This window comes from Bradyrhizobium sp. GW821-FHT13H06, assembly GCF_058803975.1.
In genome coordinates this window covers 847,306-869,209 of sequence record NZ_JBXAPN010000004.1, presented here as the reverse complement: position 1 = coordinate 869,209, position 21,904 = coordinate 847,306, and the positions used below count along the sequence as shown (strand labels likewise).

At 64.7% G+C, this 21,904-nt stretch carries 16 protein-coding genes; 8 read left to right on the top strand and 8 right to left on the bottom strand.

Annotated features, from left to right (window positions below):
* Window positions 1-68 precede the first annotated feature (68 nt).
* The 5 genes from hpnC to AC1RQP_RS21340 are packed head-to-tail and all read left to right on the top strand — an operon-like array spanning window position 69 to window position 5,801.
* On the top strand, window positions 69-953 hold the full coding sequence (gene hpnC, locus AC1RQP_RS21360; RefSeq protein ID WP_492938396.1) for a squalene synthase HpnC: 885 nt from the start codon (window positions 69-71) through the stop codon (window positions 951-953).
* Window positions 943-1,782, top strand: a complete 840-nt coding sequence (gene hpnD / locus AC1RQP_RS21355) for a presqualene diphosphate synthase HpnD (protein WP_492938395.1) — start codon at window positions 943-945, stop codon at window positions 1,780-1,782. The genes hpnC and hpnD overlap by 11 nt, the downstream gene beginning before the upstream one ends.
* Window positions 1,782-3,050: a hydroxysqualene dehydroxylase HpnE gene (hpnE, locus tag AC1RQP_RS21350; RefSeq protein WP_492938394.1), complete on the top strand. Its 1,269-nt coding sequence runs from the start codon at window positions 1,782-1,784 to the stop codon at window positions 3,048-3,050. Before hpnD ends, hpnE begins: the two co-directional genes overlap by 1 nt.
* Window positions 3,051-3,102: 52 nt before the next feature.
* Window positions 3,103-5,055 carry a squalene--hopene cyclase gene (gene shc, locus AC1RQP_RS21345; RefSeq protein ID WP_492938393.1) on the top strand — a complete coding sequence of 651 codons (1,953 nt, stop codon included), beginning with the start codon at window positions 3,103-3,105 and terminating at the stop codon, window positions 5,053-5,055.
* Window positions 5,052-5,801, top strand: a complete 750-nt coding sequence (locus AC1RQP_RS21340; RefSeq protein WP_239622334.1) for a phosphorylase — start codon at window positions 5,052-5,054, stop codon at window positions 5,799-5,801. Before shc ends, AC1RQP_RS21340 begins: the two co-directional genes overlap by 4 nt.
* Window positions 5,802-5,919: 118 nt before the next feature.
* Here AC1RQP_RS21340 and hpnH read toward each other — a convergent pair whose 3' ends face one another.
* Window positions 5,920-7,080: an adenosyl-hopene transferase HpnH gene (hpnH, locus tag AC1RQP_RS21335; protein WP_492938392.1), complete on the bottom strand. Its 1,161-nt coding sequence runs from the start codon at window positions 7,078-7,080 to the stop codon at window positions 5,920-5,922.
* Between the two features lie 35 nt (window positions 7,081-7,115).
* Entirely contained in the window at window positions 7,116-8,042 is a 927-nt protein-coding gene (gene ispH / locus AC1RQP_RS21330; protein WP_239622336.1) for a 4-hydroxy-3-methylbut-2-enyl diphosphate reductase, read from the bottom strand.
* A gap of 452 nt (window positions 8,043-8,494) precedes the next feature.
* On the opposite strand from ispH, the gene hpnN reads away from it, so the two are divergent.
* Window positions 8,495-11,083 carry a hopanoid transporter HpnN gene (hpnN, locus tag AC1RQP_RS21325; RefSeq protein ID WP_492938391.1) on the top strand — a complete coding sequence of 863 codons (2,589 nt, stop codon included), beginning with the start codon at window positions 8,495-8,497 and terminating at the stop codon, window positions 11,081-11,083.
* Here the strand turns inward: hpnN and AC1RQP_RS21320 are convergent.
* Entirely contained in the window at window positions 11,051-11,710 is a 660-nt protein-coding gene (locus AC1RQP_RS21320; RefSeq protein WP_239622338.1) for a DUF2147 domain-containing protein, read from the bottom strand. The two genes, hpnN and AC1RQP_RS21320, sit on opposite strands and share 33 nt — an antisense overlap.
* Window positions 11,711-11,852: 142 nt before the next feature.
* Here AC1RQP_RS21320 and hpnO point away from each other — a divergent pair, with 142 nt between their 5' ends.
* Window positions 11,853-13,244: an aminobacteriohopanetriol synthase HpnO gene (hpnO, locus tag AC1RQP_RS21315; protein ID WP_239622339.1), complete on the top strand. Its 1,392-nt coding sequence runs from the start codon at window positions 11,853-11,855 to the stop codon at window positions 13,242-13,244.
* A gap of 94 nt (window positions 13,245-13,338) precedes the next feature.
* On the opposite strand, the gene AC1RQP_RS21310 is transcribed toward hpnO, so the two are convergent.
* Window positions 13,339-14,220, bottom strand: coding sequence for an alpha/beta fold hydrolase (locus AC1RQP_RS21310; protein WP_492938390.1), 882 nt, complete (start codon window positions 14,218-14,220; stop codon window positions 13,339-13,341).
* A 24-nt stretch (window positions 14,221-14,244) separates the two neighbouring features.
* The gene (locus tag AC1RQP_RS21305; protein ID WP_492938389.1) at window positions 14,245-15,864 is read right to left on the bottom strand and encodes a GMC family oxidoreductase; all 1,620 of its coding nucleotides are present in this window, start codon (window positions 15,862-15,864) and stop codon (window positions 14,245-14,247) included.
* A 174-nt stretch (window positions 15,865-16,038) separates the two neighbouring features.
* Here AC1RQP_RS21305 and AC1RQP_RS21300 point away from each other — a divergent pair, with 174 nt between their 5' ends.
* Entirely contained in the window at window positions 16,039-17,211 is a 1,173-nt protein-coding gene (locus AC1RQP_RS21300) for a M20 aminoacylase family protein (protein WP_492938388.1), read from the top strand.
* A gap of 228 nt (window positions 17,212-17,439) precedes the next feature.
* On the opposite strand, the gene AC1RQP_RS21295 is transcribed toward AC1RQP_RS21300, so the two are convergent.
* The 3 genes from AC1RQP_RS21295 to AC1RQP_RS21285 all read right to left on the bottom strand — a co-directional run bounded on the left by AC1RQP_RS21295 (window position 17,440) and on the right by AC1RQP_RS21285 (window position 21,840).
* Entirely contained in the window at window positions 17,440-19,068 is a 1,629-nt protein-coding gene (locus AC1RQP_RS21295) for an inorganic phosphate transporter (RefSeq protein ID WP_492938387.1), read from the bottom strand.
* 94 nt (window positions 19,069-19,162) lie between these two features.
* Complete coding sequence (locus AC1RQP_RS21290; protein WP_492938386.1) at window positions 19,163-20,605, bottom strand: UdgX family uracil-DNA binding protein; 1,443 nt, start codon at window positions 20,603-20,605, stop codon at window positions 19,163-19,165.
* Window positions 20,605-21,840 carry a putative DNA modification/repair radical SAM protein gene (locus AC1RQP_RS21285; RefSeq protein WP_492938385.1) on the bottom strand — a complete coding sequence of 412 codons (1,236 nt, stop codon included), beginning with the start codon at window positions 21,838-21,840 and terminating at the stop codon, window positions 20,605-20,607. The genes AC1RQP_RS21290 and AC1RQP_RS21285 overlap by 1 nt, the downstream gene beginning before the upstream one ends.
* Window positions 21,841-21,904: the final 64 nt, after the last annotated feature.

Below are 21,904 nucleotides of genomic sequence, written 5' to 3'. Positions count from 1 at the left end.
GCATCGCCGGCATGAGCCCGCGCGAGCGAAAAAGCCCTCCTGTCCAAACGATTGTAAATCAGCCCTCGATGACCTCTGCGAGCGAATTGCGATCCGGCAAGGGTGACCGCGACGAGAATTTTCCCGTCGCGTCCTGGATCATTCATCCGCGCCATCGTGCCCTGATCCTGGCCTATTACAATTTCGTCCGCACCGCCGACGACATCGCCGACCACGCGACCCTGCCGCCCGACCAGAAGCTCGCTTATCTCGACCTGCTCGAGGCGGAACTGCTCGGCAAGGGCGACACCCAGGCCGAAGCCGTCACGCTGCGCCGCGCGCTGGCCGAGCGCGGCATGGCCCCACGCCATGCGCTCGACGTGCTCATCGCCTTCCGCATGGACGTGACCAAGTTGCGCTATGAGAATTGGGACGAGGTCATCCACTATTGCCGTTACTCGGCGATGCCCGTCGGCCGCTTCATGCTCGACGTCCATGGCGAGAGCACCTCGACCTGGGCCGCATCGGACGCGCTCTGCGCGGCGCTCCAGATCAACAATCACCTGCAGGATTGCGGCAAGGATTTTCGCGAGCTCAACCGCGTCTATCTGCCGCGCGATGCGCTGGCAGCACACGGCGCCTCCGTCGAGCAGCTCGGGCTTGCGCAGTCGCCGCCGGCGATGCTGGCCTGCCTTCACGCGCTTGCCGCACGCAATGAAGCGCTGCTCAACCAGAGCAAGTCGCTGAGCGCGGAGGTGAGGGATTTTCGCCTCGGCGTCGACATTTCAGTGATCCAGGCCTATGCCGACCGCATCGTGCGCCTCTTGAAGGTGCGCGATCCCCTGCGCGAGCGCGTTCATCTGAACAAGTTCGAGCTGCTCGCCTTCAGCCTCGCCGGGATGATCGGCGAAGTCGGTCGCCGCGCGATCGGACGCAAGGCCATTTCCAGACCGGGGACTGCACATGACGCTTGAGGCGACCACGCCCGGCGCCAATTACGGCTCGACCGCATCCGGCAGCTCGTTCTATGCCGCGATGCGCATCCTGCCGCACGACCAGCGCGAAGCGATGTTCCAGATCTACAGCTTCTGCCGCCAGGTCGACGACATCGCCGATTCCGACGGCCCGCGGGAGGAGCGGCTCGCCGCACTCCAGCAATGGCGCGACGACATCGACGCGCTCTATCAGGGCCATCCGCCGCCGCGGCTGAAGGACTACGTCGCCTCGGTGAAGACCTTCGGGCTCAAGCGCGAGGATTTCCTCGCCATCGTCGACGGCATGGAAATGGATGTGCCGCAGGACATCCGCGCGCCCGACATGGCGACGCTGGATCTCTACTGCGACCGTGTCGCCAGCGCCGTGGGGCGGCTGTCGGTGCGGGTGTTCGGCATGCCCGAGGAAGACGGCATCCTGCTCGCGCACCATCTCGGTCGCGCGCTGCAGCTCACCAACATCCTGCGTGACATCGACGAGGATGCGGGCCTCGGTCGGCTCTATCTGCCGCGCGAGGCGCTGCTGCATGCCGGCATCACCTCCAATGATCCGGACCGCGTGATCGCCGAGCGCGCGCTCCCGAAGGTCTGCCTGCCGCTGGCGCAGCGCGCGAAGGTGCATTTCGAGAAGTCGGACGAGATCATGAACCGCAACAAGCGCCGCGTGGTGCGCGCGCCGCGGATCATGTCGAAATACTATCATTCCATCCTGGACCTGCTGATCGCGCGCGGCTTCACCGTGCCGCGCGAGCCGGTGCGTGTGTCGAAGATCACACGCATCCTGATCTTGCTCCGTTACGCTTTCATCTGATGCAAAAGACAGCTCACATCATCGGTGCTGGGATTTCCGGCCTCTCCGCCGCTGTGCGGCTCGCCAATGCCGGCTTCAAGGTCGCCGTGCACGAGGCGACGCACCAGGCCGGCGGCCGCTGCCGTTCCTATTTCGACGGCGCCACCAATCTCACCATCGACAACGGCAATCATCTGCTGCTGTCGGGCAACAGCCATGCGCGCGCCTATGCGCGCGCGATCGGCACCGAGGCGGGTCTCGTCGGCCCCGAGAGCGCGCAGTTTCCGTTCGTCGACATCAGGACGGGGCAGCGCTGGCAGATCGATCTCGGCGCTGGCCGGTTGCCGACCTGGGTGCTCGACGAGAGCCGCCGCGTTCCCGACACCGGCCTCACCGATTATCTGAAGCTGGCGCCGCTGATCTGGGCGTCGGAGGAGACGCTGGTCGGCAAGTCCATTCCTTGCGAAGGCATCCTCTACCAGCGTCTGGTGCAGCCGTTGCTGCTCGCGGCGCTCAACGTCGATCCGCCCGAGGGCTCGGCGGGGCTCGCGGGCGCGATCGTGCGCGAGACGCTGCTCGCGGGCGGGCAGGCCTGCCGTCCCTTGATCGCGCGCGACGGTCTCAGCGCGGTGCTGATCGAGCCTGCCGTGAAGTTCTTGCAGGAGCGCGGCCATTCGGTTCAGCTGGGCCATGAGCTGCGCTCGTTTGCGACCACCGACGGCAAGGTCGGCGCGCTGAATTTCGGCGGCGAGGATGTGATCCGGATCGGTGAGGGCGATGTCGTGGTGATGGCGGTGCCGCCGCGCGCCGCCGCGAGCCTGCTGCCGGGCCTGAAGACGCCGACCGAATTCCGCGCCATCGTGAACGCGCATTTCCGCATCACACCGCCGGCGGGCTCGGCACCGATCCTCGGCGTGATCGGCGGCGTGGTGGAATGGCTGTTCGCGTTCCCCAACCGGCTTTCCGTGACGATCAGCAATGGCGACCGTCTGGTCGACATGCCTCGCGAGGAACTCGCGCAGGCGATCTGGACCGACGTCTGCAAGGCCGCCGGCCTGTCCGGTGAGCTGCCGCCGCAATTGCCCCCCTGGCAGATCGTGCGCGAGCGCCGCGCCACCTTTGCCGCCACGCCGGCCCAGAATGCCCTGCGTCCAGGGCCGGTCACTGCGCTGAAAAACCTGTTCCTCGCCGGCGACTGGACTGCTACGGGATTGCCTGCAACCATCGAGGGATCGGTCCGGTCCGGCGATCGCGCTGCCGATCTGGTTCTGGCCGCACAGCGGCCCTGACGGGCAGATGTCCCGGTCAACTTTCAATCCACTATCGGAGCAATCGAGCGACATGGATTCCGTGAACGCGACCAGCCGCGAGACCCTGGAATCGAGCATTGCGTCGGCGAGGCAAGGCGTCCTCGGCTTCCAGCAGCCTGATGGCCATTGGGTGTTCGAGCTCGAGGCCGACTGCACGATTCCGGCCGAGTACGTCCTGCTGCGCCACTATCTCGCAGAGCCCGTCGACACGGTGCTCGAAGCCAAGATCGGCAATTACCTGCGTCGCGTGCAGGGAGCCCATGGCGGCTGGCCGCTGGTGCACGACGGCGAGTTCGACATGAGCGCCAGCGTGAAGGCTTACTTCGCGCTCAAGATGATCGGCGACTCCGTCGATGCGCCGCACATGGTGCGCGCGCGCGAGGCGATCCATGCCCGAGGCGGTGCGATCAACAGCAACGTCTTCACGCGCTTCCTGCTGGCGACGTTCGGCGTCGTGACCTGGCGCGCGGTGCCGGTGTTGCCGATCGAGATCGTGCTGCTGCCGTTCTGGTCGCCGTTCCACCTCAACAAGATTTCGTACTGGGCGCGCACCACCATGGTGCCGCTGATGGTGATCGCCGCGCTGAAGCCGCGCGCGAAGAATCCGAAGGGCGTCGGCATCGACGAGCTGTTCCTGCAGGATCCGCGCTCGATCGGCATGACCGCGAAGGCGCCGCATCAGAGCATGGCCTGGTTCCTGCTGTTCCGCTCGCTCGATGCGATCCTGCGCGTGATCGAGCCGCTATTTCCGAAGAGCCTGCGCAAGCGCGCGATCGATACTGCGCTCGCTTTCATCGAGGAGCGGCTCAACGGCGAGGACGGCATGGGCGCGATCTATCCGCCCATGGCCAACATCGTCATGATGTATGACGCGCTCGGCAAGGACGAGAACTTTCCGCCGCGCGCGATCACGCGGCGGGGCATCGACAAGCTGCTCGTGATCAACGACGACGAGGCCTATTGCCAGCCCTGCGTCTCGCCGGTGTGGGATACGACCCTGACCGCCCACGCGCTGCTGGAGGCGGGCGATGCGCAGGCCGTGCCGGCCGCCAAGCGTGGCCTCGACTGGCTGATTCCGAAGCAGGAGCTCGAGGTGAAGGGTGACTGGGCCGTGAAGCGGCCCGACGTGCGTCCGGGCGGCTGGGCCTTCCAGTACAACAACGCCCATTACCCTGACCTCGACGACACCGCGGTCGTGGTGATGTCGATGGACCGCATGCGCCGGGAGCACGGCGTCGCCGGCTATGACACTGCGATCGCCCGTGGCCGCGAGTGGATCGAGGGCATGCAGAGCGACGACGGCGGCTGGGCGGCCTTCGACGTCAACAATCTCGAATATTACCTGAACAACATCCCGTTCTCGGACCATGGCGCGCTGCTCGATCCGCCGACCGAGGACGTCACCGCGCGCTGCATCTCGATGCTGGCGCAGCTCGGCGAAACCGCGACAACCAGCCAGCATGTGGCCGCCGGCGTCGCTTACCTCAGGAAGACCCAGCACCCGGAAGGGTCCTGGTACGGCCGCTGGGGCATGAACTTCATCTACGGAACATGGTCGGTTCTGTGCGCTCTCAACATGGCGGGCGTCGACCACAACGATCCCATGATCCGCAAAGCCGTCGCCTGGCTGGCCTCGATCCAGAACGAGGATGGCGGATGGGGCGAGGACGCCGTCAGCTATCGGCTGGACTACCGGGGATGGGAGACCGCCCCCTCGACCGCCTCGCAAACGGCATGGGCCTTGCTTGCCCTGATGGCGGCAGGCGAGGTTGATCACCCGGCCGTCGCCCGCGGGGTGGAGTACCTGATTGCAACACAAAACAAAAAAGGACTGTGGGACGAGCAGCGGTACACCGCCACGGGCTTTCCCCGTGTATTCTATCTACGTTATCATGGTTACCCAAAGTTCTTTCCGCTGTGGGCGTTGGCGCGGTATCGGAACTTGCGGAACACCAACAGCAGGGTGGTAGGGGTCGGAATGTGACTTTGGGGACGGGGGACTATTTCACCGCGGGGAATACCATCGACCCGCGGCCGATATTGATCGTGACCGGACTGGTTCAGGAGGCCCGCATTGCGGCCGGGCCCGGAATGGCGGTCATCTGTTCATCCAGCAGCCCGACCCAGTTGCGGGCCCTGCTGACGGTGGTGGATCCCGAAACGATTCGCGGCGTGATCTCCTTCGGCGTGGCCGGCGGGCTCGACCCGACGCTGCGGTCCGGCGACGTCGTGCTGGCGACCGAAGTGCTGTCCGGCGACACCCGCTGGGCCGCCGGGCTGTCGCTCGGCGACGACCTGATCGAGCGACTGACCTCGGGCCGGCGCCGTGTGGTGCGCGGCAGCCTCGCCGGCGCCGAGGAAGTGGTCACCGGGCGGTCCTGCAAGGCGGCGCTGCATTCGGAAACGGGGGCATTCGCCGTCGACATGGAGAGCCACATCGCGGCCGCCTACGCCGCGGAAGCCGGTCTGCCCTTTGCCGCCGTCCGCGTCATCAGCGATCCCGCCCATCGCGCCCTGCCGGCGCTCGCGCGCGCCGCCATCAAGCCGAACGGCCAGATCGATCTCGCCGCCGTGCTGCGCGGCATCGTGCGCAACCCGACCACGTTGCATGCGCTGGTCTCGACCGGCATCGACTTCAATCGGGCGCTGCGCAGCCTGCGGGGGTGCCGGGACTATCTGATCGGGACGGAGTTCGCCGAGAGCGAGGCCCTGGTCTCCAAGGCGGCCTGAGCGGCTTTTCGAACTGACAAACGGAAAAGGCCCGGTCGCCATTGGCGTCCGGGCCTTTTTTGCTGATGTTGCCACCCGGATTCGCTTCATGCCATCCGGGCGACAAGGTTCGTCGTGACTATGCCGCGGTCGAAGCCTTCTGCGCCGCCTTCGCCTGCGCGGCGGCGGCCTCGTCCTTCCGGATCTCCGACAGGCGCTTCTGCACTTCCGCCGAGAAGATGTACTGCGCCGGGCGCTGCTTGGAGAGGTCGATCTCGGGCGCCATCGGGCCGTTCGTCCGGACGCCGCGCAGCGCCACCCACATCGCCTTCAGCGGGTTGTTGAAGGCTGCGGTCGCCGCCGTCGGCTCATAGCCGCAATGGGCCATGCAGTCGGCGCACTTCTCGTAACGGCCGGTGCCGTAGGAATCCCAGTCGGTGGTCTCCATCAGCTCCTTGAAGGTTTTCGCGTAGCCTTCACCGAGCAGATAGCAGGGCTTCTGCCAGCCGAAGATGTTGCGCGCGGGCATGCCCCACGGCGTGCACTCGTATTCCTGGTTGCCGGCGAGGAAGTCCAGGAACAGGCCGGAATGCATGAAATTCCACTTCTTGCCCTTGCCCATGGCAAAGACGTCGCGGAACAGCTTCTTGGTCTTGGTGCGGTTGAGGAAGTGCTCCTGGTCCGGAGCGCGCTCATAGGCGTAGCCCGGCGACATCGAGACGCCGACGCCGAGTTCGACGGTGAGGTCGAGGAATTTCGCGATCTCCTCGGCCGGATGGCCGTCGAAGATGGTGGCGTTGACGTTGACGGTGAAGCCGCGCGCCTTGGCCGCCTTGATCGCGGAGACGGCGCGGTCGAACACGCCCTTCTGCGACACCGCCTTGTCGTGGTGATCGCGCAGGCCGTCGAGATGCACGGAGAAGAACAGGTACGGCGAAGGCTCGAACAGATCGAGCTTCTTCTCGAGCAGCAGCGCGTTGGTGCACAGCGAGACGAACTTCTTGCGCGCGACGAGGCCGCGGACGATCTCGCCGATCTCCTTGTGGATCAGCGGCTCGCCGCCGGGAATGGCGACCATCGGCGCGCCGCACTCGTCGGCGGCGTCCCAGCACTCCTGCGCCGTCATGCGGCGGTTGAGGATCGCGTCGGGATAGTCGATCTTGCCGCAGCCGACGCAGGCGAGGTTGCAGCGAAACAGCGGCTCCAGCATCAGCACGAGCGGATAGCGCTTGCGGCCAAGCAGTCTCTGCTTGAGCAAATAGCCGCCGATACGCATTTCCTTGAAGAAGGGGATAGCCATTACACGTTTCTTTCTGGGCTTGAAATTCGGGTGGGTCAGCTCGCAGCCAGTTGGGCCGGAAGCCGAAATTCGATGTTCTCCTCGCGGCCCGGCAGCACCGAGACCTTGACCGGTCCGAGCCGCCGCATCGCTTCGATCACGTCATCCACGAGTACCTCAGGCGCCGAGGCGCCGGCCGTGATGCCGACGGTCCTGGCATTTTTCAGCCACTCCGGATTGAGCTCGCTGCCGTCGGCAATCAAATAACTCGCGACGCCGGCCTCGGTGCCGATTTCGCGAAGCCGGTTCGAGTTCGAGCTGTTGGCAGCGCCCACCACCAGGATCACGTCGACCAGCTTGCTCAAGTCCCTTACCGCAGATTGGCGGTTCTGTGTCGCATAGCAGATATCCCGGATATCCGGACCTTGAATGTCTGTAAAGCGGGCCTGCAGGGCCGCGATGATGTCCTTGGTGTCGTCGACCGACAGGGTGGTCTGGGTGATGTAGGCCACCGGCGTATCCGCCGGCAGCGTGAGCGCCTTAACCTCTTCAACACTCTGGACAAGCTGCACGGGCCCGGGGACCTGGCCCATCGTGCCCTCGACTTCGGGGTGGCCGGCATGGCCGATCAGGATCAGCGTGCGGCCCTTGCCGATGTAGCGCTTCCCCTGATTGTGAACCTTCGTGACCAGGGGGCAGGTGGCATTGAGCACCGGAAGATCGCGCGCGGCGGCCTCTTCCTCGACGCTGCGGGCGACACCATGGGCGCTGAAGACCGTCACCGCTTTCGGTGGAACCTCGGAGAGTTCCTCGACGAAGATCGCGCCTTTGCTCTTCAGGCTCTCGACGACGTATTTGTTATGCACGATCTCATGGCGCACGTAGACCGGGGGGCCGTATTTCTCCAGCGCCCGTTCCACGATCTCGATCGCACGCACCACGCCCGCGCAGAAGCCGCGCGGTTGCGCCAGATACACTTCCATTGGACGCCCATTACGCAAGTTGCACCAATCCGATTTTGTAAGTCCCCACGGCACCCCGATACTGACCAATGAGTTGCAATATCCGCACCATTGGTTCGCGTACGCGGTAGCCGCCCACCCCCGGAGGGGCTCTGGCGCATGGAGGCGCAATACTTTGTGTCAAAAAATCGGCATTAAGGAAAGGTCGGACCGCTACGGGGCCATGTTAGAGGTACCATAGTAGGATATGCGATGGGTGCAAATGCGCGACATTCGTGCATCGTCCTTCGTCACTTTCCCGCCTCAACTCCCCGGCTATACCGGCCGCCCCGCATGATTTTGCCCGGGTCTCCCGCCGTTTACCTCGAACCTTCTAGCGGCGGGAACCACTCAAAACAGCAATAGGTTTCGCCCGGAAACTCCGATAAACAGCGGGCGTTTCTGGCAAGCTGTTAACCGCAGAAAGAAAAGAAGTGCTGCAAAGCGTAGTCGTTGCCATTGTCAGGGCCTGCACCCGGTTTGCCTCCCTCGTCGTCCTTCTCGGGCTCCTGCTGTCGGTGGGAGCGGGCTATTACGCCGCGCGCCACTTCGCCATCAACACCGACATCAATTCGCTGATTTCCCAGAATCTCGACTGGCGCAAGCGCGACCAGCAATTCGACCAGGCGTTCGATCAGAACGAAACGATCCTCGCCGTGATCGAGGCCCGGACGCCGGAGATGGCGAGCGCCGCGGCAGAGGCGCTCTATGCAAAGCTGAAGGACGACAAGACCAACTTCCACTCGATGCAGCAACTCGGTAGCGGCGAGTTCTTCGAGAGGAATGGACTGTTGTTCCTGCCGACGGAGGAAGTCGCCAAGACGACCGGCCAGCTCGAATCCGCCGCGCCCCTGATTGAGATCATGGCCGGCGATCCCTCGATCCGCGGCCTGACCGGCGCGCTGGAAACCGGCCTTGCCGGCGTCAAGCGAGGCCAGGTCAAGCTCGACAACACCGAGCGGCCCTTCAACCTGATCGCGCAGACCGTCGAGACCGTGCTCAACAAGGGCAAGCCCAGCTTCTCCTGGCGCGAACTCGTCAGCGACGAGCCGTTGAAGGATTCGGACAAGCGCGCCTTCATCGAGTTCAAGCCCATCCTCGATTACAACGCGCTGGAGCCGGGCAAGGACGCGACCGACGCGATCCGGAAAGCCGCGGCCGATCTGGACTTCCCCAACAAATACCAGGCGCGGGTGCGCCTGACCGGCCCGGTCCCGATCGCCAACGAGGAATACGCGACCGTCCAGGAGGGAGCCGTCGTCAACGGCGTCGGCACCGTTCTCGTGGTGCTGCTCATCCTGTGGCTGGCGCTGCATTCGGCGAAGATCATCTTTGCGGTGTTCGTCAATCTCTTCGTGGGCCTTGCGATCACGACCGCGGCCGGCCTGATGATGGTCGGCTCGCTCAATCTGCTGTCGATCGCGTTCGCGGTGCTGTTCGTCGGCCTCGGCGTCGATTTCGGTATCCAGTACAGCGTCCGTTACCGCTCCGAGCGCTACAAGCACGATGACCTCTCGGGCGCGCTGGTGCTGGCGGCCAAGCGCTCGGCGGTGCCGCTGTCGCTGGCTGCAATGGCCACCGCGGCGGGCTTCCTCTGCTTCATGCCGACCGACTACAAGGGCATCTCGGAACTCGGGCAGATCGCCGGCGTCGGCATGCTGGTGGCGTTCGTGTCCAGCATCACCGTGCTGCCGGCGCTGCTCAAGCTTCTGAACCCGCCCGGCGAGCCGGAGCCCGTCGGCTATGCCTTCCTGGCCCCGCTCGATCACTTCCTGGAGAAGCATCGCGTGCTGATCGTCGGCGGCACGCTGCTGCTCGCGCTTGGCGGCCTGCCGCTGCTCTACTTCATGAAGTTCGACTTCAACCCGATGAACCTGCGCAATCCCAAGGCCGAATCGATCGCCACCTTCCTCGATTTGCGCAAGGACCCCAATACCGGTGCCAATGCCATCAACGTGATGACGACGTCGGAAGAGCAGGCGAGGCAGGTTGAGGCGAGGCTCGAGAAAGTGCCCGAGGTGCTCAGGGTGATGTCTCTCGACAGCTTCGTGCCGCAGGACCAGCCGCCGAAGCTGAAGCTGATTGCGCAGGCGGCCAAGGTGCTGAACCCCGCGTTGAACCCCGATCAGATCGATGCGGCCCCATCGGATCAGGAAAATGTCGAGTCGCTGAAATCCTCGGTCGACAATCTGCGCCGGACCGCGGGCGACGCGAAGGGGCCGGGTGCGGTCGCCTCGCGCCGTCTTGCAGACGCGCTCGAAAAGCTCGCCGACAGCGACGAGGCCGCGCGCAACAAGGCGCAGGACGTGTTCGTCACGCCGATGAAGATCGTGTTCGACCAGCTCAGGAACGCCATGCAGGCCGAGCCGGTCACCCTGAAGTCACTGCCGCCCGAGCTCGTCAACGCCTGGAAGAGCAAGGACGGCATCATCCGCGTCGAGGCGCTGCCCAAGGGCGATCCCAACGACAACGACACGCTGCGCAAATTCGCGGCAGCGGTGCTCGCGGCCGAGCCGACCGCGATCGGCGGACCGGTCTCGATCCTGAAATCCGGCGACACCGTGGTGAAGGCGTTCATCCACGCCGGCATCTACGCTCTGGTCGTGATCGGGCTCTTGCTGTGGATCACGCTGCGCCGGTTCGTCGACGTGCTGATGACGCTGGTGCCGCTTCTGGTTGCCGGCGCAGTGACGCTCGAGATCTGCGTGTTGATCGGGCTGCCGCTGAACTTCGCCAATATCGTTGCGTTCCCGTTGCTGCTCGGCGTCGGTGTCGCCTTCAAGATCTATTATGTTGTGGCGTGGCGCTCGGGCAGAACAAACCTGCTCCAGACCAGCCTCACGCGTGCGATCTTTTTCAGCGCGCTGACGACGGCAACCGCGTTCGGCAGCCTGTGGCTGTCGAGCCATCCCGGCACGTCCAGCATGGGCAAGCTGCTGGCACTCTCGCTGGTGACGACGCTTGCCGCCGTGCTGCTGTTTCAGCCGGCCCTAATGGGCAAACCCCGCAATCTCAGGGAGTAGGCAGATGTCGCCGACGGGGTCGGCGGCGCCCTTCTGAGCGGGCTTGGCGGCGCCGGCGGCCTTTGGAGCTGCAGGCGCGGGCGCCTGCGCAGGTGCCGTGGCGCCTGTCGTGGCTTGAGCTGCCTGCGCACCTTGAGCCTTCGGCGGCGTGGCGCCGCCGGATTTCGGCGCGCCCTTGGCCATGGCGTTGACGGGGCTCGAGGGGATTGGCGGGCCGACCCGGGTCCAGGTCTCGCCGCCGCAGAGGAAGCCCATCACGCAGCCCTTGATTTCGAGCTGATCGGCACCAGCCGGCGTGATGGTCGCGCTGTAGAGCTGTCCATCCTTGGCGTTGTAAACCTGTCCTTCCCACTGATCGATGCCGGGCTTCTTCTTCATGTCGATCAGGGTCGCCATGCCCAGCGTCGGCCTGTTCTTTTTCGAGACATCCGGATTGTTCTCGTCGCGCCCCCCGGGCTGCTTTTCCCAGGAGACCGCGCCCCACATGCTGCCATAGCATTGGGCGACACGAATGTTGGCGACGCCGTCGGCGACCCGCCAGTCGCCGGTCGGGTCTGCAGCGAGCGCGGGTGTCAGGCAGGTGTAACCGCCAGCCAGTATTAGTCCGGTGTAAAGGGCTAAACGCATGATGGTTCCTTGGCAGTGCAACATGATCTAAAAGCTGTGCTTGCGAAGATGGTCCGAAAAAGGGCAAAAGGCCGCACAGACCGTTTTCAGCAGCGGTCCGTTTTCAGTTGACGAGACGGCCTCCAATCGAAGTATGTAGCGGATGCACAGCCCAAATCCAGACATGTCTCAGCTATTCGCGGACCGTCAGGCCCAGCGCAGCACCCTGCATAACCGGTATCTGAACGAGCAGTTCGTTCGGGTTCTCAAGACCATCGGCTACGATGTCGGCTTCCAGAAGGGGCAGGGGCAGTACCTTTACGATCGCGAGGGCGCTCGCTACCTCGACCTGTTGTCCGGCTTTGGCGTGTTCGCGATCGGGCGCAATCATCCTGTCATGCGCGATGCGCTCAAGAGCGTGCTCGATGCCGACCTGCCCAACCTCGTCCAGTTCGACGTCTCGACGCTCGCCGGCGTGCTGGCCGAACGGCTGCTGAAATATGTCCCCTATCTCGACAAGGCGTTCTTCGCCAATTCCGGCGCGGAATGCGTCGAAGCCGCGATCAAATTTGCGCGTGGCGCGACCGGCCGCCCCGGCATCGTCTATTGCGCCCACGGCTACCACGGCCTGACCTACGGCGCGCTGTCGCTGACGGGCGATTCGAACTTCCGCACCGGATTCGAGCCGCTGCTGCCGGGCTGCACCCCGGTCCCGTTCAACGATCTGGCTGCGCTGGAAAAGGCCCTGGCCTCGCGCGAGGTTGCGGCCTTCGTCGTCGAGCCGATCCAGGGCAAGGGCGTCAACATGCCCACCGACGAGTTCCTGCCCGGCGCGGCTGCGCTCTGCAAGAAATACGGCACGCTGTTCGTCGCCGACGAGATCCAGACCGGCATGGGCCGCACCGGCCGCTTTCTCGCGGTCGAGCACTGGAACGTCGAGCCCGACATGGTGCTGCTGTCGAAGTCGCTGTCGGGCGGCCACGTGCCGGTCGGCGCGGTGCTGACGCGCAAGAGCATCTTCGACAAGATCTTCAACCAGATGGACCGTGCGGTGGTGCACGGCTCCACCTTCTCCAAGAACGACCTCGCCATGGCCGCGGGCATCGCCACGCTCGACGTCATGGAGTCCGAGAAGCTGATCGAGTCCGCCGCCAAGCGCGGCGCCGAGCTGCGCCTCGCATTGACGCGCATGGTGCCCGGCTACGAGCTGATGAAGGAAGTGCGCGGCAAGGGACTGATGATCGGCGTCGAGTTCGGCCCGCCGAAGTCGCTGCGCCTGCGCGCCTCCTGGAACGTGTTGGAGGCCGCCAACAAGGGCCTGTTCTGCCAGCTCATTACCGTGCCGCTGTTCAAGGATCACAAAATTCTGACCCAGGTCGCCGGTCACGGCAGCCACACCATCAAGCTGTTGCCGCCGCTCACGATCACCGAGGAAGATTGCAGCTGGATCGAGCGCGCCTTCGACGACGTCATCGCCGGCAGCCACAAGGTCCCCGGTGCGATCTGGTCGCTCGGCAAGACGCTGGTGGACAACGCGGTGCGACGGTCGGCCTGATTTCTTGTCGGGCCGCCACGTTCGCCTTCATCGCCGCCTCGAACTTCTCGCGTGAACGCGCTTATGGTGTTGCGCCGCGTCCGCGATACGCGAGCTATTTCGCAAACTCCCGCACGGCCTCGACCACGCGCCCTGGCACTTCCTGAGCCACGCAATGGCCGGCGCCTTCGAAGACCTGCGTGCTGACGCGCGGGATCAGCGACACGGCGCGTCGCGCCATCTCCTTGTAGATCGGCCCCGAATTTGCGGCGGTCGTGACGCGCACCGGGCAGTCGATCTCGGTCAGCCAGGAAAACGGATTGCCGCGGGCGTCGCCAGCGTACACCTGCTCCATGGCCTCGTAGATCGGACGCAGGATCGCGGACTCGATCTCGGGTGTGCAGCAGAGTCGGACGCGGCCATCGTCGAGCGGCACGAAGCCGTGGCGCACATAGGCGCGCAGCGAGGTCTCGGTCCAATCCGCGAAGGCCGGAGCGGCGCGATAGCGCTCGAACACGGCGTCGGCACTGTCGAACTCAGCGCGTCGGCGCAACGTGCTCTCGACGCGGGACAAGGATTCCTCGCTCAGTCCGCCGGAGCGCGTCCTGCGCGGGTCCATCACTGTCGGCTCCATCACGAACATGCGCGTGAAGCGGCCGGGCAAGAGCTTCGCCGCGAGCAGGAGATCGGTCGCCCCCGCGCTGTGGCCAATGCCGTAGATGTCGCGGAGATCGAGCGCATCGATCACGTGGCAGACGTCCTGCGCATAGTCCAGGAAATGATAGGCACCGGGCTTGTGGCTCGCACCGTGGCCGCGACGGTCGAGTGCATAGACGGTGTAGGTCGATGCAAGCTCGCGCGCGACCTCATCCCAGACATGGGCGACGAAGCCGGTGCCATGCAGGAGCAGCGCGGGCGGCCTGCCGCTCTCGCCCCATTGCAACATGGCGATCTGCGCGTCGGCCGGGCCGATGGAAAAACGGTGCGGATTGATCATGGCAGTGATGCGCTGCGGGTTCGTTTACTTCGCGTCCTCCAGGATCATCGTGGCTCCTTTCTCCGCAATCATCGCCGTCGGCGTGTTGGTGTTGCCCGAGGTGATGGTCGGCATGATCGAGGCATCGACGATGCGTAAGCTTCCGAGGCCGTAGAAGCGCAGGCGCTCGTCGACCACCGCCATGGGATCGTTCGCCGTGCCCATCTTTGCGGTGCCGACGGGGTGGAAAATGGTGGTGCCGATATCGCCGGCGGCCTTGGCCAGCGAGGCGTCGTCGTCGCCGACGGAGGGGCCGGGCAAATATTCGCTGGGCCGGTACTTTGCGAGCGCCTTCTGCTGCATCAGGCGCCGCGTGGTGCGAATGGCGTCGGCGGCGACCTGGCGGTCGTCGTCGGTCGACAGGTAGTTCGGCGCGATGATCGGCTTCTCATCAGGTGTCGCCGCGCGCAAGCGAACGGTGCCGCGCGAGGTAGGCTGCAGATTGCAGGCGCTCACGGTGATGGCAGGAAAGCGGTGCAGGGGATCGCCGAACTTGTCGAGCGACAGCGGCTGCACGTGAAACTGGATGTTGGCGCGCGCGCGCGTCGCGTCCGAGCGCGTGAAGATGCCGAGCTGCGACGGCGCCATGGTCAGAGGACCGCGGCGGCGGAAGGCGTAGTCGAGTCCCATCAGGCCGCGGCGGAAGAGGTTGTAATAGGTCTCGTTCAGGGTGCGAACGCCCTCGACCCTGTAGATCGCGCGCTGCTGGAGGTGGTCCTGGAGATTGCGTCCCACACCGGGCTTGTCCATGACGATGTCGACGCCGAGCGGTGACAGCCAGTCGGCCGGTCCGATGCCGGAGCGATGCAGGACCTGCACCGAGCCGATCGAGCCTGCCGCGAGGATGACCTCGCGTTTCGCACGCGCCTCGACGATCTCGCCGTTCTGGATGAAGCGGACGCCGACGGCGCGGCCTTGCTCGATGATGAGGCGGTCGACCAGCACATGCTTCTCGAGCCGCAGATTGGGGCGGTTCAGTGCGGGCTTGAGGAAGCCGCGCGCCGACGACCAGCGCCGGCCGCGCTTCTGGTTGACGTGGAAATAGCTCGTGCCTTCGTTGTCGCCGGTGTTGAAATCCGGGATACGCTTGATGCCCATCTCCTCGGCGGCGTCACCGACGGCGTCGAGAACGGCCCATGACAGCCGCGGTGCCTCGATGCGCCAGCCGCCGCCGGCACCGTGATGCTCGCTGGCGCCGAGGAAGTGGTCTTCCAGCCGCTTGAACAGCGGCAGCACGTCATCATAGCCCCAGCCGGTCAGCCCAAGCTGGCGCCAATGATCGTAATCGGCGGCCTGTCCGCGCATCGAGATCATGGCGTTGATCGCCGAACAGCCGCCGATCACCTTGCCGCGGGGATAGGCGAGCGAACGGCCGTTCAGGCCGGGCTCCGCCTCGGTCTTGAACATCCAGTCCGAGCGGGGATTGCCGATGGCGAAGAGATAGCCGACCGGGATGTGGAACCAGATCCAATTGTCGTCGCCGCCAGCTTCGAGAATGAGGACCCGGTTGTTCGGATCGGCCGAGAGCCGGTTGGCGACGATGCAGCCGGCCGTACCGGCGCCGACGACAATGTAGTCAAACTCACCTTCGAGCCGCCTTGGCATTCTGTTTCCATCCGGATGGTCACTTTGCGTTCCGTCTAATAGGCAGACGCAGCGGATCGGGACAAGCCCGGCCATGACGAGAGAACAGAGCTACCCTGGACCCTCCGCCGGTTGGGTGGACCGGCGCTTGCATGGTAGACATTCCTGCATTGCTAACAAAGCTTGGGACCTTCCATGCCTATCGTGAACCGCGTCGCCGACCTTCAGCCCGACATCCAGACCTGGCGACGGGACATCCACCAGCACCCCGAGCTGCTGTACGACGTCCACCGCACCGCAGCATTCGTCGCGGACCGGCTGCGGGAGTTCGGCTGCGATGAGGTCGTGACCGGTCTCGGCCAGACCGGCGTGGTCGGAGTGATCAAGGGCAACAAGCCGGCCGGCGAGGGGCTCAAGGTGATCGGCATGCGTGCCGACATGGACGCGCTGCCGGTCGAGGAGCAGACCAATCTGCCTTACGCCTCCAAGATCCCCGGCAAGATGCACGCCTGCGGCCATGACGGCCATACTGCGATGCTGCTGGGGGCCGCCCGCTATCTCGCCGAGACCCGCAATTTTGCCGGCGATGCCGTGGTGATCTTCCAGCCGGCCGAGGAGGGCGGTGCCGGCGGCGCGGCCATGGTCAAGGACGGCCTGATGGAGCGCTTCGGCATCGACCAGGTCTACGGCATGCACAACGGGCCGGGCATCCCGATCGGCTCGTTCGCGATCCGGCCGGGTCCGATCATGGCGGCGACGGACGAGGTCGATATCATGATCGAGGGTGTCGGCGGCCACGCCGCGCGCCCGCACAGATGCGTCGATTCCGTGCTGGTCGGTGCGCAGGTGATCACGGCACTGCAGTCGATCGTCGCGCGCAGCGTCGATCCGCTTGAATCGGCCGTGATCTCGATCTGCGAATTCCACGCCGGCAACGCCCGCAACGTCATTCCGCAGACCGCGATGCTGAGAGGCACCATCCGCACCCTGTCGCCGGAGGTGCGCAAGCTGGTCGAGAAGCGCGTGCGTGAAGTTGTGGCAGGCGTGGCGCAGATCACCGGCGCCAAGATCGACCTGCGCTACAAGCGCAATTATCCCGTCGTGAACAATCATGCGGCGGAGACCGAAGTGGCGCGGCGCATCGCCGAGCAGGTCGCGGGCGAAGCCAATGTGCACGACATGGCCCCGCTGATGGGCGGCGAGGATTTCGCCTACATGCTGGAAGCGCGGCCCGGCGCCTTCATCTTCTGCGGCAACGGCGACAGCGCCGGCTTGCATCACCCCGCCTATAATTTCAACGACGAGGCGATCGTCTACGGCACGTCCTACTGGGTCAAGCTGGTCGAGGAACAGCTGGCGGCGTCGTAAGGCTTTTTCTTCACCTAGCCCCGCTTGCGGCCGGGCAATCCCGTATGAGGCTTGGGTTGGCACCGACAGTAACCACAGCGTCATGGCCGGGCCTGTCCCGGCCATCCACGCCTTTCCACGCAGCACTGAGAACGTGGATGCCCGGGACAAGCCCGGGCATGACGACGTCTGCTGAAGGTTCAAAAGCAATTGCCCTCTCCCCGTAAGAACGGGGCGAGGGAGAAGTCTTCAGAACATCCGCGAGAAGATCACGTAGAGAGTGGCCGACAGCATGATCGCACAGGGCAGCGTCAGCACCCAGGCCATCAGCAGGTTGCGGATCGTCGACCATTGCAGGCCCGAACCGTTCGCTGCCATGGTGCCGGCGACGCCCGACGACAGCACGTGCGTGGTCGAGACCGGCAGGCCGAACACGTCGGCGGCGCCGATCGTGGCGGCGGCCACGAGTTCGGCCGAGGCGCCTTGCGCGTAGGTGAGATGGGACTTGCCGATCTTCTCACCGACCGTGATCACGATGCGCTTCCAGCCGATCATGGTGCCGAGGCCGAGTGCGATGGCGACCGCGATCTTCACCCAGTTCGGGATGAACTTCGTGGCGGCGTCGAGCGAGCCCTTGTAGGCATTCAAGGTCGCGATCTCCTCCTTGTTGAGATCGTTTTCCTTGTCCTTCATCAGGAAGCGGATCGCTTCCGAGATCATGTACATGTCGTTGCGGGTGTTGCCGACGGCTTCCGCCGGCACCTTGTTCAGCGTGCCGTATTTGGCGACCTGGCCGCCGACATCCTTCACCAGCACGGCGAGCGAGGGATAGGTGCCCTCGTTGATGTGACGCAACGTGATGTACTGCGTCACGGCCGGACGGGGATCGCCGATGATGCTGTGGCCGGCGCCCTTCGCGGAGATCACCTTCGCGGCGGCATCCGAGGTCTTCTGGAACTGGACGACCTGGGATTCCGGCAATGCGCGGTTGAGCGCGTAGGCCGTCGGCACGGTGCCGATCAGGATCAGCATGATCAGGCCCATGCCCTTCTGGCCGTCGTTCGAGCCGTGAGCGAAGCTGACGCCGGTGCAGGTTGCGATCAGCAGGCCGCGAATCCAGAGCGGCGGCGGCTTGTTGCCTTCGGGGGCGGCATAGAGGGCCGGGTTGCGCACGATGAACTTGAGCAGCAGCAACAGCACGGCGGCGCAGATGAAACCGAACAGCGGCGACAGCAGCAGCGCATAGCCGATCTCGGTTGCCTTGCTCCAGTCCACGCCCGAGGTGCCGTCGCGGCCGCGCATCACGGCATTGGCGACGCCGACGCCGATGATCGAGCCGATCAGGGTGTGCGAGGAGGAGGCGGGCAGGCCGAAGAACCAGGTGCCGAGATTCCACAGGATCGCGGCGATCAGCAGTGCGAACACCATGGCGAAGCCGGCGCTGGAGCCGACCTGGAGGATCAACTCGACCGGCAGCAGCGAGACGATGCCGAAAGCGACCGCGCCGGAGGACAGGAGCACGCCGAGGAAGTTGAAGAAGCCAGACCACATCACCGCCACCTCCGCCGGCAGCGAATGGGTGTAGATGACCGTGGCCACCGCATTGGCGGTGTCGTGGAAGCCGTTGACGAATTCGAAGCCGAGCGCGATCAGGAGCGCAACGAACAGGAGGATGTAGGGCAGGTAGGTCGTCACCCGCACGCCCGTCGCGTTGACGTCGACATAGATGCTGTAGGCGACGAACAGCAGGCCGGCGGCGAGGATGCCGAAGAACAGGATCATCGTCAGCGGATTGAAGCCCTTGTCGAGATTTGGTCGCGAGGCTGGCTGGATCGGTGCGGGATCGGCTATTGCTCGGTCGAATGCAACATCGCTCATGTCTGGACGCCCCTTAACTTTCAGGTAAGGGTATTGTCCGCGATGGATTTGAAGGCCGGATGACACCTCAGGCGTGAAGGTCGACTTCCGGTGTTCAGGCAGCCCGGGCGGCCTTCTTCTGCAAGGCAGCGGCGATCTTCAAATCCTCGACAAAGCGCCGATACTCCAGCACCTTGGCTTCCGGATCCGGCAGCCGCAGCAGATAGGACGGATGCACCGTCACGAGTGCTTTGCGTCCGTCGGGAAGGTCCATGAGCCGACCGCGGTTCTTGCCGATTGGGGTGATCTTGCCGAACACGCTTTGCGCGGCGGTCGCGCCCATCGCCACGATGAGATCGGGCTGGATTGCCGCAACTTCCCGCTCGTACCATTGCCGGCAGGCTCGGATCTCAGGTGTGTTCGGCTTCTGGTGCAGGCGGATTTTTCCGCGCGGCACGAATTTGAAGTGCTTGACCGCGTTGGTGACATAGACCTTCTTGCGGTCGACGCCGGCTTCCTCCAGCGCACGGTCCAGCATCTGGCCGGCCGGGCCGACGAAGGGATGGCCGGTGAGGTCTTCCTTGTCGCCGGGCTGCTCGCCGACCAGCATGATGTTGGCGGACTTCGGGCCTTCGCCGAACACGGTCTGGGTCGCGTCCTTGTAGAGATGGCAGGCGCGGCAATGCGCGGCCTCCTCGCGGAGGGTTTCGAGATCGTCGGCAGCGGGCTTGCGTTTCATCGGTGCCTCCGGCCGCTTCTGGGGCTTGTGCGGATCGGTTGCGGCGTTGGCGATCATGGCACCGGTCATGCGCTCGGCGTCTTCGATCAGAGGCTTAATGATCGAAGCCTCGGGCAGGTTCCTCCAGTATTTCTTCGGCATCTCGGCCTGCATCGCCTTCACCTTGAGCCGCGCCGGATTGAAGATGCTGGCGTAGTAACGCCGCCAGGTTTCTTCCAGCCGGTCTTCGCTCGGTGCTTCGCTCCTGCTGACGCCGGATGTGAACGACAGTGCGTGGCCATCCCAATGCGCGCAGAGGTCCGGTGTCAGGATCGACCAGGGCATGTCGGCAAATCGCTTGGCGAAGAACGGCGCAGCGAGCTCGACGATATGATGCTCAGGCTCGAACCAGGCGACGTAATGCGCCTGGCGTTCCCGGCCGATCTCGCGGAAGCGGACGAAGGCATGCATCTTGTGCTCGTCGCGGTAAACCGCTTTTGCCATGGCCGTGACCTGTGCGACGTCAGGATCGGTCGCGACCTCGATGAGGTCGTGATTGTCCCTCAATCGCCAGAGCAGGCGATAGAGGATCGCAAAACGCTCGACATCGCGGTGCAGGATTGCGGCCTTGGCCAGCTCGACGAATTTTGCTGATACGTTGAAGGTGCCGTCGTTCACCTCCAGGATCGGAGACGGCGCGGGCGGTGCGAACAACTCCGCTTCGCCGCCTCGCACGGTCCAGGTGATATCACGCGGCTCCACATGATGTAGAACGAGCGTACGGGCGGCTTTGCGCCAGCCGTCGAAATCGGTTTCGGTATCGAGGGTGATGTACTGCATCAGAAGCCAAACCCCAGTTGCGTTGCCTTCGGCTTGAACCGTTCGATCAGCCCGGCAGCGTCGAGCCGATGGAGCGAGGGGCGGTGATCGCTGAGGACGATGAACGGCAGCGCCTTGTTCCGGGGCACGTGCAGCCGCGCGAGATCGGCGAGGCGGATCGTGGTGGTGCGCCGCGTCGCGATGATGCGTTCGACCGCCTTGGTGCCGAAGCCCGGCACGCGCAGCAATTCCTCGCGGCTGGCGCGGTTGACGTCGAGCGGGAAGCGGTCGCGATGGCGGAGCGCCCAGGCCAGCTTGGGATCGATGTCGAGCGGCAGCATCGCGCTGCCGTCGACGATCTCGCCGACGTCGAAGCCGTAGAACCGCATCAGCCAGTCGGCCTGGTAGAGTCTGTGCTCGCGCAGCAGCGGCGGCTGCACCAGAGGCAAAGCGCGGCTTGCGTCGGGGATCGGGCTGAAGGCGGAATAATAGACGCGTCGCAGCCGGTAGGCGCCGTAGAGATTGGCGCTGGTGTGGAGAATGGTGTGGTCGGAGGCGCTGTCGGCGCCGACGATCATCTGCGTGCTCTGGCCGGCCGGCGCGAAGCGTTGCGGCTTGGCCTTCGTCTTTGCGCTGCGGCCTTCCTCGGCCTCGTCCAGCTTCAGCCGCAGCCGGCCCATGGTGCGGCGGATCGCGCGCACGTCCTTCTCGGGCGCGAATTGCTGCAGGCTGGTCTCCTGCGGCATCTCGATGTTGATGGAGAGGCGGTCGGCATATTTGCCGGCCTCGGCGATCAGTGCGTCGTCGGCTTCGGGAATGGTCTTCAGGTGAATGTAGCCGCGGAAGTGATGCTCCTCGCGCAGCTTGCGCGCCACGCTGACCACCTGCTCCATGGTGTAGTCGGGGCTGCGGATGATGCCGGAGGAGAGAAACAGGCCCTCGATGTAGTTGCGCCGGTAGAAGTCGAGCGTCAGCTTGACCACCTCGTCGATGGTGAAGCGGGCGCGCGGCACGTTGGAGGAGGCGCGGTTGACGCAATAAAGACAGTCGTAATTGCAGGCGTTGGTCAGCAGCACCTTGAGCAGCGAGATGCAGCGTCCGTCCGGCGCATAGGAATGGCAGATGCCCATGCCGGGCGCGGTCGAGCCCATGCCCTTGCCGTCGCTGGAATCCCGCTTTTCGGTGCCGCTGGAGGCGCAGGACGCGTCGTACTTGGCGGCATCGGCCAGGATTTCCAGTTTGCGTTGCACGTCCATCTTGGAATCCCTTTGATTCAGCTCATGAATCCGAAAACGAGCCAATTCGATTGACTCTTCGAGC

Excerpts from the sequence above, each read along its gene's own strand:
- hpnC (WP_492938396.1), top strand. The coding sequence starts at position 69 with ATGACCTCTGCGAGCGAATTGCGATCCGGCAAGGGTGACCGCGACGAG.
- hpnD (WP_492938395.1), top strand. The coding sequence starts at position 943 with ATGACGCTTGAGGCGACCACGCCCGGCGCCAATTACGGCTCGACCGCA.
- hpnE (WP_492938394.1), top strand. The coding sequence starts at position 1,782 with ATGCAAAAGACAGCTCACATCATCGGTGCTGGGATTTCCGGCCTCTCC.
- shc (WP_492938393.1), top strand. The coding sequence starts at position 3,103 with ATGGATTCCGTGAACGCGACCAGCCGCGAGACCCTGGAATCGAGCATT.
- hpnH (WP_492938392.1), bottom strand. The coding sequence starts at position 7,080 with ATGGCTATCCCCTTCTTCAAGGAAATGCGTATCGGCGGCTATTTGCTC.
- ispH (WP_239622336.1), bottom strand. The coding sequence starts at position 8,042 with ATGGAAGTGTATCTGGCGCAACCGCGCGGCTTCTGCGCGGGCGTGGTG.
- AC1RQP_RS21320 (WP_239622338.1), bottom strand. The coding sequence starts at position 11,710 with ATGCGTTTAGCCCTTTACACCGGACTAATACTGGCTGGCGGTTACACC.
- hpnO (WP_239622339.1), top strand. The coding sequence starts at position 11,853 with ATGCACAGCCCAAATCCAGACATGTCTCAGCTATTCGCGGACCGTCAG.
- AC1RQP_RS21310 (WP_492938390.1), bottom strand. The coding sequence starts at position 14,220 with ATGATCAATCCGCACCGTTTTTCCATCGGCCCGGCCGACGCGCAGATC.
- AC1RQP_RS21305 (WP_492938389.1), bottom strand. The coding sequence starts at position 15,864 with ATGCCAAGGCGGCTCGAAGGTGAGTTTGACTACATTGTCGTCGGCGCC.
- AC1RQP_RS21300 (WP_492938388.1), top strand. The coding sequence starts at position 16,039 with ATGCCTATCGTGAACCGCGTCGCCGACCTTCAGCCCGACATCCAGACC.
- AC1RQP_RS21295 (WP_492938387.1), bottom strand. The coding sequence starts at position 19,068 with ATGAGCGATGTTGCATTCGACCGAGCAATAGCCGATCCCGCACCGATC.
- AC1RQP_RS21290 (WP_492938386.1), bottom strand. The coding sequence starts at position 20,605 with ATGCAGTACATCACCCTCGATACCGAAACCGATTTCGACGGCTGGCGC.
- AC1RQP_RS21285 (WP_492938385.1), bottom strand. The coding sequence starts at position 21,840 with ATGGACGTGCAACGCAAACTGGAAATCCTGGCCGATGCCGCCAAGTAC.